The organism is Diaphorobacter limosus, from assembly GCF_033100095.1.
Classification (GTDB): domain Bacteria; phylum Pseudomonadota; class Gammaproteobacteria; order Burkholderiales; family Burkholderiaceae_C; genus Alicycliphilus; species Alicycliphilus limosus.
This window is the reverse complement of sequence record NZ_CP136921.1, coordinates 1,796,026-1,812,324: the sequence shown is the minus strand read 5'-3', so window position 1 is coordinate 1,812,324 and position 16,299 is coordinate 1,796,026. Positions and strand designations below refer to the sequence as shown.

The window sequence follows — 16,299 nt, the reverse complement described above, 5'->3', positions numbered from 1 at the left end:
GAGACCTGGATGATTTCAAAAAATATAGCTGTAGCCGCAACAACTACCTGGATTTTGATGGTATTTGGCGCAAATGCCGCTGGTATTTCCGACGACAGGGTCAGGATTGGCGTGCTGAGCGACATGTCGGGCCAGTACTCCGACTCGGGCGGCCGCGGTTCGGTGGAGGCCGCGCGGATGGCCGTGGAGGACTTTGGCGCCAAGGTGCTCGGCAAGCCGGTGGAGGTGGTGTTTGCCGACCACCAGAACAAGGCCGACATCGGCGGCGCCAAGGCGCGCCAATGGTGGGACGCCGAGGGCGTGGACATGATCATCGACCTGAACAACTCGGCCATCGCCTCGGCCGTGAACGTTCTGGCCAAGGAGCGCAACAAGATCGCCATTGCCACGGGAGCCCTGTCGAACGCGCTGACGAACGAGTTTTGCGCCCCCACGGCGATCCACTACACGGTGGATTCGTACTCGATTGCCAGCGCCGCCGTGGACGCGGTGCTCAAGCAGGGCAAGAAGGACTGGTTCATCATCGCGGTGGACTACTCCTACGGCAAGGTGACCTCGGAGATCATCACCAACTTCGTCAAGGAGGGCGGGGGCCGTGTGCTGGGCACGGTCTACCACCCGTTCAACGCCGGTGATTTCTCGTCCTTTCTGATGCAGGCCCAGGCATCGAAGGCCCAGGTGGTGGCCCTGGCCAATGCCACGAACGATTCCATCAACACCATCAAGGGCGCGCGCGAGTTCGGCATGAACAAGACGACCACCATCGTGCCGCAACTGATGTACATCAACGACGTCCATGGCCTGGGGCTGGAGCAGGGCCAGGGCCTGGTGTTTGCCACGGCGTATTACTGGGATCGCAATGATGAGTCACGCGCCTGGGCGCAAAAATACCAGGCGCGCATGAAGAAAATGCCCTCCATGAACCAGGCCAGCATCTACTCGGCCGTGACCACCTACCTGAAGGCCGTGGAGCAGGCCCAGACCGACGACGGCCTGGCGGTGGCCGGCCAGATGAAGAAGATGAAGATCAACGACGTCTTCTCGCAAAACGGCTATGTGCGCGAAGACGGCCGCATGGTGCACGACATGTTCCTGGTGCAGGTCAAGTCGCCCAAGGAGTCCAAGGGCCCATGGGACTACTACAAGGTGCTGGACACCATTGCCGGCGAAAAGGCCTTCCAGCCGCTGGCCAAGAGCAGCTGCTACCTGGTCAAGAAATAAGCCGGTGAACCCATGCCAGGCGCCGCACACCCGCTTGCCGTCGTGACCACCACCGTGGCCAGCGCGGCCGACGCGCAGCGCCTGGCGGCCGGCGCGGTGCGCTCGCGCCTGGCGGCCTGCGTGCAGGTCGAGGCCATCGCCTCGCACTATGTCTGGCAGGGCGCCCAGCAGGAGGACGCCGAATGGCGCCTGGTGTGCAAGACCCTGCCCGCCGCGGCAGGCGCGCTGTGCGACTGGCTGCGCGCGCAGCACCCGTATCAGGTGCCGCAGCTGCTGACCCACACCGTAGAGGCCGAGGCCGACTACGCAGGCTGGGTGGCGCAGCAGGTGGACGGGTGAGTCAGGCCAGCAGCGCCTGCGCAAACTCGCGTGCGTTGAAGGTTTCCAGGTCTTCCACCTTCTCGCCCACGCCGATGAAATAGACCGGCACCGGCCGCTCCTGGGCGATGGCCGCGAGCACGCCGCCCTTGGCCGTGCCATCCAGTTTGGTGACGATCAGGCCGGTGAGTTGCAGTGCGTCGTCAAAGGTGCGCACCTGGGTCAGGGCGTTCTGGCCGGTGTTCCCGTCGATTACCAACAGCACCTCGTGCGGGGCGCTGGCCTCGGCCTTGGTGACCACGCGGCGGATTTTTTTAAGCTCCTCCATCAGGTGCAGCTGTGTGGGCAGGCGCCCGGCGGTGTCCACCAGCACCACGTCCTTGCCGCGTGCGCGGCCGGCTGTGACGGCGTCAAAACTCACGGCGGCGGGGTCGCCGCCCTCCTGGCTGATGATTTCCACGGTGTTGCGCGTGGCCCATACGCCCAGCTGCTCGCGCGCTGCCGCGCGGAAGGTGTCGGCCGCGGCCAGCAGCACCGTCTCGCCATGGTCGGCCAGATGCTTGGTGAGCTTGCCTATCGACGTAGTCTTGCCCGCGCCGTTCACGCCCGCCACCATGATCACCGTGGGCTGGTGTTCGCCTATGACCAGCGGCTTTTCCAGCGGCTTGAGCAGGTCTGCCAGGGCATCGGCCAGCAGCGCCTTGACGGCGGCGGGCTCTGTCGTCTTGCTGTCCTTCACGCGGCGCTTCAGGTCATCGAGCAGGTGCTGCGTGGCCTTGACGCCGGTGTCGGCCATCAGCAGCGCATCCTCCAGCTCCTCGTACAGCGCGTCGTTGATCTGCGTGCCGGTGAAGACCGTGGCAATCGAGCTGCCGGTCTTGCGCAGGCCGGATTTGAGGCGCTCCATCCAGCCCTGGCGCTCGCCCTCGGGCTTGGGGGTGGGCAGGGCGACGGTGGGCGGCGTGCTGTCGGTGGTGGCCGGCAGGGCCGGTGCTTCCTGGTCGGCGGGCGCCTCACGGTCAGCGGGCGCTGCGCCAAAGGACTTGCGCAGCCAGCCCATGGCGCCGCCGCTGGCGCTGGTCTCGGTGTCTGGCGGCGGCGCGGCGGGCGTCTCGATGGGCGCCTCGGCGGGCGCAGTGGATTTTTTCTTGAAAAAACTGAACATTGGCTGGGTTCTTAGAATCGCAGCCATTCTATGAAACGCGCTATCCCCCTTTTGGGCCTGCTGGCCTGCCTGTATGCCGGGGCGCAAAGCCCCGCGCAAGATGTTCCATCCGCGGCCGTCGCAGCGGCCGCGCGCGCCCAGGCCGCCACGGCCAGCGGCGCGCAGCTGTTCACGCTGAAAAACGGCATGCAGCTCATCGTGCAGCCGGACCGGCGCGCGCCCACGGCGATGCACATGGTGTGGCTGCGCGTGGGCTCCATGGACGAGGTCGATGGCCGCTCGGGCGTGGCCCATGTGCTCGAGCACATGATGTTCAAGGGCACGAAGAAGCTGGCGCCCGGCGAGTTCTCGCGCCGTGTCGCGGCTCTGGGCGGCCAGGAGAACGCCTTCACCAGCCGCGACTACACCGGCTACTACCAGCAGATTCCGGCCAATCGGCTGGCCGACGTGATGCGGCTGGAGTCCGACCGCTTTGCCCACAACCAGTGGCCGGACGCCGAGTTCACCAAGGAGCTGGCGGTGGTCAAGGAGGAGCGCCGCATGCGCACCGAGGATCAGCCGCGCGCCGCGCTGATCGAGCAGCTGTACGCCGCCACCTTCATCGCTTCGCCCTACCGCCGCCCGGTGGTGGGCTGGATGAGCGACCTGGACTCTCTGACCGCCAACGACGCGCGCCAGTTCTACCGCCAGTGGTACGCGCCGGGCAATGCCGCCGTGGTGGTCGCGGGCGACGTGGACCCGCAGCAGGTGCTGGCGCTGGCGCAAAAGACCTATGGCGCCATTCCCGCGCGCGCGCTGCCGGCGCGCAAGCCCCGCACCGAGCCCGAGCAAAAGGGCCTGCGCCGCATCGACTTCAAGGCGCCGGCCGAGCAGGCCTATGTGGCCCTGGCCTTCCATGTGCCGGGCGTGGAGCGCATCGAGGACATGCAGGACGGCGACCGCGACGGCCTGGCCCTGATGGTGCTGTCGGCCGTGCTCAGCGGCTACGACGGCGCGCGCCTGGAGCGGGCGCTGACGCAAGGCGCCGAGCGCGTGGCCGACAGCGCTGACAGCCATGCCTCGGTGTTCGGCCGCGGGCCGGCGCTGTTCATGCTGACCGGCGTGCCGGCAGCCGGCAAGACGGCAGCCCAAGTCGAGGCCGCGCTGCGTGCGCAGCTCGAGCGCGTGGCACGCGAAGGCGTGAGCGAGGCCGAACTCTCGCGCGTGAAGACGCAGTGGGCGGCCTCCACCATCTACGCGCGCGACTCGCTCTACAGCCAGGCCAGCGATCTGGGCAGCAACTGGGTGCAGGGCCTGCCGCTGGACGCCGACGAACGCCTTTTGAGGCTGCTGCGTGCCGTCACGCCCGAGCAGGTGCAGGCCGTCGCCGCGCGCTACTTTGGCGACGACCAGCTCACCGTGGCCACGCTCTTGCCCCAGCCGCTGGCGGCAGGCGCCAAGCGCGCCGCACCCAAGCCCGCCGATGGCACACGCATGCACTGACCGGGGCGGCGAATCATGAATATTTCTATGAAAAAGATAGCTGCTCGCGCTTTACTGGTAAGCGCTGGAGCCTTGTTTGGCTTGCAAAACGCCTGGGCGCTGCTGCCGATACAGCACTGGACGGACGCCAGCGGCGCGCGCGTCTGGCTGGTGCACAGCCCGGCCATTCCCATGGTCGATGTGCAGATCGACTTTGATGCCGGCTCGCGCCGCGACCCCGCGCCCCAGGCCGGCCTGGCCGCCGCCGCCGCGCTGATGAGCGCCAAGGGCGTGGCGGCCGGCGCGGCCAACGAGGCCGCCATGGACGAAAACGACCTGGGCGAGGCCTGGGCCGATCTGGGCGCGAGCTTTGGCGCCCAGGCCGGGCGCGACAGCTTCCAGTACGCGCTGCGCTCGCTCACCGAGCCCGACCTGCTGGAGCGCGCCGCCCAGCTGGCCGCGCGCCAGATCGCCCAGCCCAGCTTTCCGCCCGCCGTGTGGGCCAGCGAGCGCGCGCGCTGGAGCGCGGCCATCAAGGAGTCCTACACCCGCCCCGGCCCGGTGGCGGCCAAGGCCTTTGGCAGCGCCATTTATGGCGACCACCCCTATGGCCAGAAGCCCAGCGAAGAGACATTGGCGCGCATTGAAGTGCCAGACCTGCAGGCCTTCCATGAGCGCAACGTGGCCGCCTGCCGCGCGCGCGTGAGCATCGTCGGCGCGCTCGACCGCGTCCAGGCCCAGGCCCTGGTGCAGCGGCTGCTGGCGCGCCTACCCGCGCGCGGCGCTGCCGACTGCGCGCCGCTGCCCGCCGTGCCCGATGCCCAGCCGCTGCAAAAGGCCGTGCGCGAGGACATCCCCTTCGCCGCCGCCCAGGCCCAGGTGCTGATCGGCCAGCTGGGCATTGCGCGGCGCGACCCGGACTTTCTGGCCCTGCTGGTGGGCAACCATATCCTGGGCGGCGGGGGTTTTACCTCGCGCCTGACGCAGGAGGTGCGCGAAAAGCGCGGCCTGTCCTACAGCGTATACAGCGACTTCTCGCCGGGGCTGAACCGGGGCGGCTTCGTCATCGGCCTGCAGACGCGCCCGGACCAGGCGGCCGAAGCCGTGCAGGTGGCGCATGACACGCTGGCGCGCTACGTGGCCGACGGCCCCACCGAGGCCGAGCTGCGCGCCGCCAAGGACAACCTGATAGGCGGCTTTGCGCTGCGCATAGACAGCAACCGCAAGCTGCTGGCCAACGTGGCCAATATCGCCTGGAACGACCTGCCGCTGGACTATCTGGAGCATTGGACGGCGCGCGTCAACGCCCTCAGCCTGGCCGAGGTGCGCGCCGCCATGCAGCGCCACCTGCAGCCCGCGCGCATGGCCACGGTGATCGTCGGGGGCCAGCCTTGAGCGGCCCGGCCAGGCGCGCCAAGCCCGCCCCCAAGGCCGCCGCCAAGCCCGGGGCCGCGCGCGGCGCGGGCGAGGTGCGCATCATCGGCGGCCAATGGAAGCGCACGCGCCTGCCCGTGGCCGAGCGCCCCGGCCTGCGTCCCACGCCGGACCGCGTGCGCGAGACCCTGTTCAACTGGCTGGGCCAGGACCTGACCGGCTGGCGCTGCCTGGACGCCTTTGCCGGCACCGGCGCGCTGGGCTTTGAATGCGCCTCGCGCGGCGCGGCCAGTGTGTTGCTGGTGGAGGGTGACGCGGGACTTGTTCGGCAACTGGAGCTGCTGCGCCAACGCCTGCAGGCCACGGCCGTGCGCGTGCAGCGCGACGACGGCGTGGCCGCGCTGCGCCAGTGCGCGCCGGCCAGCATGCAGCTGCTGCTGATCGACCCGCCGTTCGACGGCGCGCTGTTTGCCCCGGCGCTGCAGGCCGCAGCCCAGGCCGTGGCGCCCGACGGCTTCATTTACCTGGAGGCGCCCAGCGCCTGGACGGATGCCGAGCTGAACCCCCTGGGCCTGGTGCTGCACCGCCACCTGAAGGCCGGCGCCGTGCATGCGCACCTGCTGCGGCGGCAGTGAATGCTATTAATAAATGAGCTGTTGGCGCTTGCGTATAAAGCGCCAGAGACCGATTTGGCTTGTTAATTCTGCCCGCCTCGCGGCGCTGCATAATCCGCCCCATCGGGGCCCGCACCGGGCGCCAGTCACTGCAAGGAAGCCCACGCCATGGCGCAGATCACCGCCGTCTATCCCGGAACCTTCGACCCCATCACCCTGGGCCATGAAGACCTGCTGCGGCGCGCGGCGCGGATGTTCGACCGCGTCATCGTGGCCGTGGCCATTGCCCACCATAAAAAAACCATGTTCAGCCTGGACGAGCGCATGGACATGGCGCGCGAGGCGCTGGCCGACTGCCCGCAGGTGCAGGTCGAGCCCTTCGAGGGCCTGGTGACCGAATTCACCGCCGCGCGCGGCGGCACGGCCATGGTGCGCGGCCTGCGCTCGGGCACCGACTTCGACTACGAGTTCCAGCTCGCCGGCATGAACCGCGCCCTGGTGCCGCAGATCGAGACGGTGTTCCTCAGCCCCGCCAGCCAGTACCAGTTCATCAGCAGCACCCTGGTGCGCGAGATCGCCCAGCTGGGCGGCGACGTGGCGCAGTTTGTCTCGCCCGCCGTGCTGCGGCGCCTGCAGGCCCGGGTGGCCAAGGCATAAAAAAGCGCCACCTGTAATCGGTGTATAGGGTTCTCACCGCGTGTCGTGTGATACGCACCCTATGAAACCGGCGCAACCCAAGCCAGAGCCACCGCGCAAGGGCCGCCCCGCCGCGCTGGTGGCGTCCCCCTTCCCGCAGCGCGCAGCGATGCGAGAGAAGGGGGAAGCGGCGCAGCCGCTCAGGGGGTTGTTTACATCAAGGCCGCACGACGATGCTGTTGCGCACGTCGCGCACATGCTTGGTGTTGCGCGCGATGGACTCGGCGCGGTCCTTCTCGGCTTGCGACTTGGCGAAGCCCGACAGCTGGACGGTGCCGTTGAGCGTCTCGACGCTGATGGCGGCGGCTGAAACGCCCTTGTCCTCGGCCATCTTGGCCTTCACGGCCGTGGTGATGGCGGCGTCGTCCACATAGGAGCCCACCGTCTGCTGGTCCCGGGCCACTGAGCAGCCGGTGGAGACGATGGTGGCACCCGTCAGCAGGGCGAAGGCGATGGCGCTGGCGTATTTCATGTTGTGTCCTTTCGGGTTATGGAGTGATGACTCGGGTGCTTGGAGGAATCCCTCGCGGCCTGTTGCACCCTCCTGGCCGCGTGGGGTTGTGATCTGCCCGATCGGCTGGCGCCTGTTGCGCCGTGATGGCGGGCCCGTTCAGTGCCGCTCGCCGCTGCGGCGCGCCAGCATGACGGCGGTGGCGAAGGCTGCGCCAGCGGCAGCGGCGATCAGCAGCGAGGTGCCGGGCTTCTCGGACACGTAGCGGGTGGTGGTGTCGGCCGCCTGCCGGAGCTGGCGGCGGGCCCGGTCGCTCGTGTTGGCGCAGTAGGCGATGCCGCGGCTGGCGAGGTCCTGGGCCTTGGCCGCGATGTCGTCTATCCGCGGGTCCATGTCCTGGCGCAGGTGGTGTATGCGGCTGTCGGCCTTGTCCAGCGAGTGGTTGGCCATGTCGCGTGCGGACTGCACGGTATCGCTGGCGCCGTCGAGGATGTCGTCTGCGGCCTGGTGCGCCGTCTCCAATGCTTTCTTGGTCGTGGTCTGAACTGTCACGAATGCGTCCTTTCAGGGAAGATGCGAGGCACAGGCGTCTGCCTGCGAGTGATGCGGGTTCGGTCCTAGTTCTTCTTCAGCAGGCCGATGATGAAGCTCACCACGGCCATGATCACGAAGACGAAGAACAGGACCTTGGCGATGCCCACGGCGCCTGCGGCGATGCCGCCGAAGCCGAAGACTGCGGCCACCAGGGCGATGACCAGGAATACCACTGCGTAGTGCAACATGAGCAACTCCTTTTGTGCACGGGCGCATGGCGCCCCGCGGTTTGTGCATGCGCCGGAGCGCATACCTGAACTCTAAGTGTGGGAGTCGCCGCGCGGGGGCAGGTGGCGGGCGTGCACTGGTGTAGGACGCCGCCGAACCGGCTCAGGCGATCCGGTGGGGCAGCACGGCGCTGACCAGGGTGCCCTCGCCGGGGGTGGAGCTCACGGTGAGACTCCCGCCCGCGGCCTCGACCCGGTGGCGCATGCCCAGCAGGCCATGGGCGTCGGCGCGGATGCGCGTGGTGTCGAAGCCCGCGCCGTCGTCGCGTACCTGCACCGAGACGTGGTTGGTGTGGTTGTGCACGCACACCAGCACCTTGCGGGCGTTGGCGTACTTGCCGATGTTGGTGAGCGACTCCTGCACCAGGCGGTAGACGGTGAGCTGCGCCGTGTCGGACAGGTGAGCCTCCTCCAGGCTGATCTCCACCTGCACGTTGCTGCTCTGGGCGAAGTCGCGCGTCAGGATTTCCAGCGAGGCCGTCAGGCCCAGGTTGGACAGCGAGGACGGGCGCAGGTTCTCGATGATGCGGCGCTTGAGGGCGATGCCGTTGTTGAGCGTTTCCGTGAGGTGCTGGATGCGCTCGGCATGCTCGGGCACCTGCATGTCGATCCTGGACTTGAGCCGGGCCACGTCCAGCTTGGCGGCCGTGAGCAGCGCGCCGAGCTCGTCGTGCAGTTCGCGCGCGAGGTGCGCGCGTTCGTCCTCGCGCACCTGCTGCAGGTGGTTGGCCAGTGCCGACAGCGAGGCCGTGCGCTCGCGCACCAGCTGCTCCAGGCGGTCGCGCTCGTGCGCCAGCACCTCTTGTTCGCGCTCGTTGGCCTCCTGCAGCGCATTGGTCTGGCGCAGGTACATGTAGAAGGCCAGCAGGCCAATCACGGCCACGGTGGCGATGCCGATGCGCGAGAGCATCAGGGAGTGCAGGATTTCCTGCGTGCTGCCCTGCGCCTGTTGCGCGCTGCGCTCGACCAGGCGGGCGGCAATGGCGCGTATGGCGTCCATGTTGTCCTTGCCCACGTCGGTGGACAGAACGAACTTCCAGGCGTCGTCGTTGTTCTGGCGCCGCAGGTTCAGGGTCAGGTCCAGCTCGGACAGCTTGCGCGCGATCTGCTGCGACAGCTGCGCGAAGTCGGCCTGGTCCTGCGGCAGCCGCTGGTAGGTCTGGCGCAGCTCGTCGAGGTTGGAGTTGATCGTGGCCACGGCCTCGTTGTAGGGCTGCAGGTAGCGGTCGTCTCCGGTCAGGAGGTAGCCGCGCAGGCCGGTCTCGGCGTTCAGCATGTTCTGCAGCAGCCGGTCCAGCGCGGTGCGTGTGGCGTGCGAGCGGGCCAAGTCCCCGACGGCATCGTGCGAGCGCATGTACCCGGTCTCGTTGATGCCGACCAGCAGGACCACCGCCAGCAGGGCTGCCGGCAGGCTGATGGCCATCTTGCGCAAGCGGGACCAGATCATGTTCGAGCTTCTCCAGGGTGGTGGTGGGCCGAATTGCATATCATCACCCTGTAACGTTACTGAGGTGTCATGGTTGGCACCGCGTCCGGCAATCCTGAAAGAGGGTTAGATGATCAAGATCGGCATTGTGGATGACCACGCGATAGTGCGTTCCGGTCTGCGGCAGTTTTTCTCCGAGCACGTGGACCTGCGCGTGGTGGGCGAGGCCGCGAATGGCCGCGAGGCCATCGACCTGGTGCGCGCGCAGGAGATCGACGTGCTGGTGATGGACCTGTCCATGCCCGGGCAAAGCGGCCTGGATGCGCTGGCCATGCTGCGCGCCAAGGCGCCGGACATGGGCATCCTGATCCTGAGCGGCTACCCGGAGGAGCATTACGCCATCAACTTGATCCGCCAGGGCGCGAGCGGCTACCTCAACAAGGAATGCGACCCCAAGGAGATCGTCGAGGCCATCCGTGCCATTGCCCTGGGGCGCCGTTATTTGACGCCGGCCGTGGCCGAGCTGCTGGCGCAGCAGCTCAACCGCAAGGGCGACGCGCCGCCGCACGAGCAGCTGTCAGAGCGCGAGTTCCAGGTGTTCCTCAAGCTCGCCCGGGGCGAGACGGCCGGGGACATCGCCAAGTCCCTGTCGCTCAGCGTCAAGACCGTGAGCACCTACCGCACGCGGCTCATGGAGAAGATGGGGCTGTCGTCCAACAGCGACCTCACCTATTACGCGCTCAAGAACAGGCTGATCGATTGACCGGCGCCCCGGCGGCGGCCGCGCGCTGCGTGCCATGCACGATGCAGTAGTCCACCAGCGCATCGATCTCGTTGGACTTGTCGAACACCGCGTCCACGCCGAGCTGCGCGCAGCGCATGCGCACGTCGGGCGTGGCGTAGTTGCTGAGCACCACCATCTTCTGCTCGCTTGCGCGGTCGCGGCATGCGGCCAGCACGCCCAGGCCGCTGCCCTGGCGCAGAAACAGGTCGACGATGGCCAGGTCCCACTGCGCGGCGTGCGCGGTGAGCCACGCCTTGCCCTCATCCTCGGTCTCGGCGCAGCCTATGGCCTGCACCTCGGCCAGCTCCTCCAGCGTGCCAATCAGGTTCTCGCGGATGGTGGCGTTGTCTTCGACGATGTAGGTGCGCAGTTTCACGGGGTTTTCCTGCCTGGCGCAGGAGCGAATAGGCCAGGGCGCTACTGTAGAAGCACTCGGGCTGCGTGCTTGCCGGCAGTTGCGGGCGGTGGCCGTAGGTGCGTTCCTACCTGTGCGCTGGTGTCGCGCAGACGGGGCAATCCGGGTCGCGCTGGGTGCGCATCTCGGTCCATTGCATGTCGCGCCCGTCCAGCATCAGCAGACGCCCGGCCAGCGAGCGGCCGACGCCAGTGATGAGTTTCAGGGCCTCGGCCGCCTGCATGCTGCCAATGATGCCGACCATGGGGGCGAACACGCCCATGGTGGAGCAGGCCACCTCTTCGAATTGGGCGTCGGGCGGGAACAGGCAGGCGTAGCAGGGCTGGTCCGCGCCGCGCGGATCGTAGACCGAGATCTGGCCGTCAAAGCGGATGGCAGCGCCCGCCACCAGCGGCCGGCGCTGGCGCACGCAGGCCGCATTGATGGCCTGGCGCGTGCGGTAGTTGTCGCTGCAATCGAGCACCACGTCGGCATGCGCCACCAGCGCATCCAGCGCTGCGGCGTCCACGCGCTGGCATACCGTGTCTATCGCCACCAGCGGGTTGATGGCGTGCACCGCCTGGGCGATGGAGTCCACCTTGGGGCTGCCCACGCGTTCCGTGGTGTGGGCGATCTGGCGCTGCAGGTTGGTCAGATCGACCACGTCGTCGTCGACCAGCGTGAGGCGCCCCACGCCGGCCGAGCCCAGGAACAGCGCCGCCGGTGAGCCCAGACCGCCGGCGCCCACGATCAGCACATGCGCGGCCAGGATGCGTTCCTGCCCCTCGATGCCGATCTCGTCGAGCAGTATGTGGCGCGAGTAGCGCAGGAGTTGGTCGTCGTTCATGGCGTGGCGGGCGTGAAAAAGGCCGGGCTGGCCCGGCCTTTGGGGTAGGGCAGAGGGCCCTTATTCGTCCTTCTTTTCTTCCTTGCGCTCGGTCAGCGTCTTGCTGGCCACCACGGTGTGGCCCTTCAGGCGGTTCAGCGCCTGGGTGAGCTGGAAGTCCTTGTCTGAGCCGAACTCGGGCAGTCGGCGCTCGGCGACCGGCTTCTTGGCCTCTTCCTCCAGGCGCTTGCGGGCCTCCTCGCGGGCCTTTTCGCGTGCGGCGTCCTTGACCTCCTCGCCCTGGCCGCTGGTCAGGTGCTTTTCCAGGTCAGACTCGCGCATGCGCAGCGATGCGTAGATATCACCCTCGGCCGTCTCGTCCAACATCACGTCGGGCACGATGCCCTTGGCCTGGATGGACTTGCCGCTGGGCGTGTAGTAGCGCGCCGTGGTCAGCTTGATGCCGGTGTCCGGGCCCAGTGGGCGCACGGTCTGCACCGAGCCCTTGCCAAAGGTCTGGCTGCCCATGATGGTGGCGCGCTTGTGGTCCTGCAGCGCGCCGGCGACGATCTCGCTGGCCGAGGCCGAGCCCTCGTTGACCAGCACCACCAGGGGCACGTTTTTGAGGGCCGCGGGCAGGCGCTTGAGCGGGTCGCCGCTGCCGCGGCGCTGGTAGAACTCGGGCGAGGCCTTGAAGGTGGCCTTGCTCTCGGCCAGCTGGCCGTTGGTGGAGACCACGGTGACGTTCTCGGGCAGGAAGGCGGCGGATACGGCCACGGCGGCGTCCAGCAGGCCGCCCGGGTCGTTGCGCAGATCCAGCACCAGGCCCTTCAGGCGCGGCTCCTGCTTGTAGATCTCTTCGAGCTTGCGCACAAAGTCGTCCACCGTGCGCTCCTGGAACTGCGACAGGCGGATCCACGCATAGCCGGGCTCTATCACCTTGGCCTTGACCGACTGGGTCTTGATCTCCTCGCGCGTGATGGTCACGGGGAAGCTGCGGCTTTCGTCCTTGCGCAGAATGGTCAGCGTGACCTTGGTGTTGGGCTCGCCGCGCATGCGCTTGACGGCCTCGTTGAGGGTCAGGCCCTTGACGGCCGTGTCGTCAATCTTCGTGATCAGGTCGTTGGTCTTGAGCCCGGCGCGGTCGGCGGGCGAACCCTCGATGGGTGAGACGATCTTGATCAGCCCGTCTTCCTGTGTGATTTCTATGCCCACGCCGACGAAGCGGCCGGTCGTGCCCTCGCGAAATTCCTTGAAGGACTTCTTGTCAAAGTATTGCGAGTGCGGATCCAGGCTGGAGACCATGCCGCCAATGGCGTCGGTGATGAGCTTTTTGTCATCGACCGGCTCCACATAGTCGGTCTTGATCAGGCCGAACACCGCCGACAGCTGCTGTATCTCTTCCAGTGGCAGCGGCGTCATGGCGCCGCGCGCCACGGTCTGCAGCGACACCGTGGTCAGTGCGCCAGCCACGATGCCGACCGATACCCATCCCGCAATTTTCAGTTTGTGGCCCATATGCACCTCTACCGCGTCTTTAGCGATTCAATATACACCTTGGAAGGGTGCAAGCCCGGGCAGTTCCCTGGCCAGGCATGTTTTTTGCCCTGTCGGATTCAGGCCTTGCCTTGCGCGGCCACCGCGGCTGCGGCCTTGGCCGCGGCCTCGGCGTCGCCCAGGTAGTAATGGCGCAGGGGCTTCAGGTCGGCGTCCAGCTCATACACCAGAGGGATGCCGTTGGGGATGTTCAGGCCGACGATGTCCGCGTCGGAGATGTTGTCCAGGTACTTCACCAGCGCGCGTATCGAGTTGCCATGGGCGGCGATCACCACGCGCTTGCCCGAGCGGATGGTCGGGGCGACGGTGTCGTTCCAGAATGGCAGCACGCGTTCCACCGTGTCCTTCAGGCATTCGGTCAGCGGCACCTGCTCGGGGGCCAGGCCGGCGTAGCGCAGGTCGCCGCGCTCGCAGCGCGGGTCGCTGGCTTCCAGGGCCGGCGGCGGGGTGTCGTAGCTGCGGCGCCAGACCAGCACCTGCTCGTCGCCGTACTGTTTGGCCGTCTCCGCCTTGTTCAGGCCCTGCAGCGCGCCATAGTGGCGCTCGTTCAGGCGCCAGCTGTGCTGCACCGGCAGCCAGGTGCGGTCCATCTCGTCCAGGCAATGCCACAGCGTGCGCGTGGCGCGTTTCAGGACGCTGGTGTAGGCCAGGTCAAACTCGTAGCCCTCGGCCTTGAGCAGGCGGCCGGAGTTCTTGGCCTGCTCGATGCCGGTGGTGGTCAGATCCACGTCGGTCCAGCCGGTGAAGCGGTTTTCGAGATTCCACGTGGATTCGCCGTGGCGAATCAGAACGAGTTTGTGCATGGTGTCCCTGGGTCGTGCAAGTCAAAACCCGGTATTTTAGAATGAGCGGTTTTTTCGCCCTAAGGACCCTCGTGAACTTCATCCTCGACAACTGGTATTTGATCGTCCTCGCGCTGGCTTCGGGCGCCATGCTGCTGCTGCCTGCTGTCAAGGGCGCGGCCGGGGGCCTGAGCGCGGCGCAGGCCGTGCAGCTCATCAACCGCGAGAAGGCGGTGGTCATCGACGTGTGCGAACCCGCCGAGTTCGCCGCCGGCCATGTGGGCGGCGCCAAGAACATTCCGTTGGCGCAACTGCAGGAGCGTCTGCCGCAGGTGGCCAAGAACAAGGCCGTGCCGGTGATCATGGTCTGCGCCAAGGGCGGCCGGGCGGCGCGCGCCGTGGGCATTGCCAAGGGTCTGGGCTACGACAAGGCGCAGACCCTGGCCGGTGGCCTGGCCGCCTGGCGCGAAGCCAGCATGCCGGTCGAGAAGGCCTGATCTGGTCTTATCTGCATTCATATTTCTGCATTTTTCTGAAAGATTGCCCTGTCATGCAAGCCGTGAAGATGTACACCACCGCCGTCTGCCCCTACTGCACCCGTGCCAAGCAGCTGCTCAAGGCGCGCGGCGTGGAGCAGATCGAGGAGGTGCGCATAGACACCGACCCGGCGGCGCGCCAGCAGATGATGGACATCACCGGCCGGCGCACCGTGCCGCAGATCTTCATTGGTGACACCCATGTGGGCGGCTTTGACGACCTGGCCGCGCTCGACCAGCGCGGCGGCCTGATGCCCCTGCTGGGCGCATGACCCCCTGATCGAGGTTGCATAATGCGGCCCCAAGTGCCCGCTGCGGGAGCGTCTCCCGGGCGGGCTTTGTTTTGACCAACGGAACCCAAAACCATGTCCACCGAAGAAGCCACCCCCGTATTCCAGATCCAGCGCGTCTACCTGAAGGATTTGTCGCTGGAGCAGCCCAATTCCCCCGCCATCCTGCTGGAGCAGGCGCAGCCCAGCGTCGATATCCAGCTGGGCGTGCAGGCCACGCCCGTGGCCGAAGGCATTTTTGAGGTTGCCGTGACGGCCACCGTGCAGACCAAGATCGAGGACAAGACCGTGTTCCTGGTCGAGGCCAAGCAGGCCGGCATCTTCGAGATCCGCAACGTGCCCGAGGAGCAAATGGGCGCCATCGTCGGCATCGCCTGCCCGCAGATCATCTACCCCTACCTGCGCGGCAATGTGGCCGACACCATTACGCGCGCCGGCTTCCCGCCCGTGCACCTGGCCGAGATCAACTTCCAGGCCATGTACGAGCAGCAGCAGGCCGCCGCCGCCGAGGCCGGCAACGGCACGGTTCAGTAATTTTTCATCTTTTAGGGTTGTAACGTCCGTCCAGTAAGCGCTGCAAGCTATGAAAATAGTAGTACTTGGGGCGGGCGCCTGGGGCACGGCCCTGGCTGTGAGCGCGGCCGCCCATGCCGGCGGCAACGCGGTCACGCTGTGGGCGCGCGACGAGCAACAGGCGGCTGCCATGCAGGCCGCGCGCTGCAATCAGCGCTACCTGCCCGGCCTGGCATTTGCGCCGGCGCTGCAGGTGGTGGCCGGCGATGCCCGCGCGCTGGCGGCCAGCGCCGAGCTGATCGTCATCGGCACGCCGATGGCGGCCTTGCGCGGCATGCTGCAACTGCTCAAGGACAGCCAGGCCCCCATCGCCTGGCTGTGCAAGGGTTTTGAGGCCGGCACCGGCCTGATGGCCCATGAGGTCTGCGCCGAGGTGGCGCCGCAACTGGCCAGCGGTGTGCTCAGTGGCCCCAGCTTTGCCCAGGAGGTGGCGCGCGCCCAGCCCACGGCCCTGGTGGCGGCCAGCCGCCATGCCCCCGTGCGCGAAGCGCTGGTGCAGGCGTTCCATGGCCCGTCGCTGCGCGTCTATGCCAGCGAGGACATCGTCGGCGTGGAGGTGGGCGGCGCGGTGAAAAACGTGCTGGCCATCGCCACCGGCCTGTGCGACGGTCTGCAGCTGGGCCTGAACGCGCGCGCCGCGCTGATCACGCGCGGCCTGGCCGAGATGACGCGCCTGGGCCTGGCCCTGGGCGCGCGCACCGACACCTTCATGGGCCTGTCCGGCCTGGGCGACCTGGTCCTCACCGCCACCGGTGACCTGTCGCGCAACCGCCGCGTGGGCCTGCTGCTGGCGGATGGCAAGAGCCTGCAACAGGCGGTGGACTCGCTGGGCCATGTGGCCGAGGGCGTGTACAGCGCACGCACGGTGGTGCAGCGCGCGCGCGCTGCCGGCGTGGAGATGCCGATCGCCGAATGCGTGGTGGCGCTGCTCGACGGCCGGCTGCACGCTGCCGACGCCGTGGCGCGCCTGATGGAGCGCGAGCCGACGGTGGAGCGGCGCTGAAGCTGCC

The 16,299-nt window shown here is 67.6% G+C and carries 20 protein-coding genes; 11 read left to right on the top strand and 9 right to left on the bottom strand.

Annotation, left to right across the window (positions count from 1 at the left end; all coding sequences use genetic code 11):
- The first annotated feature begins 9 nt into the window (after positions 1-9).
- A complete protein-coding gene (locus P4826_RS08740; protein ID WP_425605246.1) occupies positions 10-1,221 on the top strand; it encodes an ABC transporter substrate-binding protein in 1,212 nt (403 codons plus the stop codon).
- 12 nt (positions 1,222-1,233) lie between these two features.
- Positions 1,234-1,560 carry a divalent-cation tolerance protein CutA gene (cutA, locus tag P4826_RS08735; protein ID WP_317703452.1) on the top strand — a complete coding sequence of 109 codons (327 nt, stop codon included), beginning with the start codon at positions 1,234-1,236 and terminating at the stop codon, positions 1,558-1,560.
- A 1-nt stretch (position 1,561) separates the two neighbouring features.
- Here the strand turns inward: cutA and ftsY are convergent, their stop codons facing one another.
- The gene (ftsY, locus tag P4826_RS08730) at positions 1,562-2,704 is read right to left on the bottom strand and encodes a signal recognition particle-docking protein FtsY (RefSeq protein WP_317703451.1); all 1,143 of its coding nucleotides are present in this window, start codon (positions 2,702-2,704) and stop codon (positions 1,562-1,564) included.
- A 30-nt stretch (positions 2,705-2,734) separates the two neighbouring features.
- Here ftsY and P4826_RS08725 point away from each other — a divergent pair, with 30 nt between their 5' ends.
- The 4 genes from P4826_RS08725 to coaD all read left to right on the top strand — a co-directional run bounded on the left by P4826_RS08725 (position 2,735) and on the right by coaD (position 6,810).
- Positions 2,735-4,186, top strand: a complete 1,452-nt coding sequence (locus tag P4826_RS08725) for a M16 family metallopeptidase (protein ID WP_317703450.1) — start codon at positions 2,735-2,737, stop codon at positions 4,184-4,186.
- 15 nt (positions 4,187-4,201) lie between these two features.
- The gene (locus tag P4826_RS08720; protein WP_317703449.1) at positions 4,202-5,560 is read left to right on the top strand and encodes a M16 family metallopeptidase; all 1,359 of its coding nucleotides are present in this window, start codon (positions 4,202-4,204) and stop codon (positions 5,558-5,560) included.
- The gene (gene rsmD, locus P4826_RS08715; protein WP_317703448.1) at positions 5,557-6,174 is read left to right on the top strand and encodes a 16S rRNA (guanine(966)-N(2))-methyltransferase RsmD; all 618 of its coding nucleotides are present in this window, start codon (positions 5,557-5,559) and stop codon (positions 6,172-6,174) included. The genes P4826_RS08720 and rsmD overlap by 4 nt, the downstream gene beginning before the upstream one ends.
- Before the next feature lie 147 nt (positions 6,175-6,321).
- A complete protein-coding gene (gene coaD, locus P4826_RS08710) occupies positions 6,322-6,810 on the top strand; it encodes a pantetheine-phosphate adenylyltransferase (protein WP_317703447.1) in 489 nt (162 codons plus the stop codon).
- Between the two features lie 196 nt (positions 6,811-7,006).
- Here coaD and P4826_RS08705 read toward each other — a convergent pair whose 3' ends face one another.
- The 4 genes from P4826_RS08705 to P4826_RS08690 form a co-directional block, all read right to left on the bottom strand.
- Positions 7,007-7,321: a BON domain-containing protein gene (locus P4826_RS08705; protein ID WP_317703446.1), complete on the bottom strand. Its 315-nt coding sequence runs from the start codon at positions 7,319-7,321 to the stop codon at positions 7,007-7,009.
- A gap of 138 nt (positions 7,322-7,459) precedes the next feature.
- Positions 7,460-7,852: a hypothetical protein gene (locus P4826_RS08700; RefSeq protein ID WP_317703445.1), complete on the bottom strand. Its 393-nt coding sequence runs from the start codon at positions 7,850-7,852 to the stop codon at positions 7,460-7,462.
- Between the two features lie 65 nt (positions 7,853-7,917).
- Positions 7,918-8,082, bottom strand: coding sequence for a DUF1328 domain-containing protein (locus P4826_RS08695; protein WP_013520244.1), 165 nt, complete (start codon positions 8,080-8,082; stop codon positions 7,918-7,920).
- A 142-nt stretch (positions 8,083-8,224) separates the two neighbouring features.
- On the bottom strand, positions 8,225-9,568 hold the full coding sequence (locus tag P4826_RS08690; protein WP_317703444.1) for a sensor histidine kinase: 1,344 nt from the start codon (positions 9,566-9,568) through the stop codon (positions 8,225-8,227).
- 109 nt (positions 9,569-9,677) lie between these two features.
- On the opposite strand from P4826_RS08690, the gene P4826_RS08685 reads away from it, so the two are divergent.
- Entirely contained in the window at positions 9,678-10,310 is a 633-nt protein-coding gene (locus P4826_RS08685) for a response regulator (RefSeq protein WP_013520242.1), read from the top strand.
- On the opposite strand, the gene P4826_RS08680 is transcribed toward P4826_RS08685, so the two are convergent.
- The 4 genes from P4826_RS08680 to gpmA form a co-directional block, all read right to left on the bottom strand.
- Positions 10,288-10,707, bottom strand: a complete 420-nt coding sequence (locus P4826_RS08680) for a response regulator (protein ID WP_317703443.1) — start codon at positions 10,705-10,707, stop codon at positions 10,288-10,290. The genes P4826_RS08685 and P4826_RS08680 overlap by 23 nt on opposite strands.
- 106 nt (positions 10,708-10,813) lie before the next feature.
- Entirely contained in the window at positions 10,814-11,572 is a 759-nt protein-coding gene (locus P4826_RS08675; RefSeq protein ID WP_317703442.1) for a HesA/MoeB/ThiF family protein, read from the bottom strand.
- Between the two features lie 60 nt (positions 11,573-11,632).
- Positions 11,633-13,069: a S41 family peptidase gene (locus P4826_RS08670; protein ID WP_317703441.1), complete on the bottom strand. Its 1,437-nt coding sequence runs from the start codon at positions 13,067-13,069 to the stop codon at positions 11,633-11,635.
- A gap of 98 nt (positions 13,070-13,167) precedes the next feature.
- Entirely contained in the window at positions 13,168-13,911 is a 744-nt protein-coding gene (gene gpmA / locus P4826_RS08665) for a 2,3-diphosphoglycerate-dependent phosphoglycerate mutase (protein ID WP_317703440.1), read from the bottom strand.
- A gap of 71 nt (positions 13,912-13,982) precedes the next feature.
- On the opposite strand from gpmA, the gene P4826_RS08660 reads away from it, so the two are divergent.
- From P4826_RS08660 to P4826_RS08645, 4 genes are all read left to right on the top strand, one after another.
- Positions 13,983-14,387: a rhodanese-like domain-containing protein gene (locus tag P4826_RS08660; protein WP_317703439.1), complete on the top strand. Its 405-nt coding sequence runs from the start codon at positions 13,983-13,985 to the stop codon at positions 14,385-14,387.
- Between the two features lie 53 nt (positions 14,388-14,440).
- On the top strand, positions 14,441-14,698 hold the full coding sequence (gene grxC / locus P4826_RS08655; RefSeq protein WP_317703438.1) for a glutaredoxin 3: 258 nt from the start codon (positions 14,441-14,443) through the stop codon (positions 14,696-14,698).
- A 93-nt stretch (positions 14,699-14,791) separates the two neighbouring features.
- Positions 14,792-15,250 carry a protein-export chaperone SecB gene (gene secB / locus P4826_RS08650; RefSeq protein WP_317703437.1) on the top strand — a complete coding sequence of 153 codons (459 nt, stop codon included), beginning with the start codon at positions 14,792-14,794 and terminating at the stop codon, positions 15,248-15,250.
- Between the two features lie 49 nt (positions 15,251-15,299).
- Positions 15,300-16,292, top strand: a complete 993-nt coding sequence (locus tag P4826_RS08645; RefSeq protein ID WP_317703436.1) for an NAD(P)H-dependent glycerol-3-phosphate dehydrogenase — start codon at positions 15,300-15,302, stop codon at positions 16,290-16,292.
- The last annotated feature ends 7 nt before the right edge of the window (positions 16,293-16,299 follow it).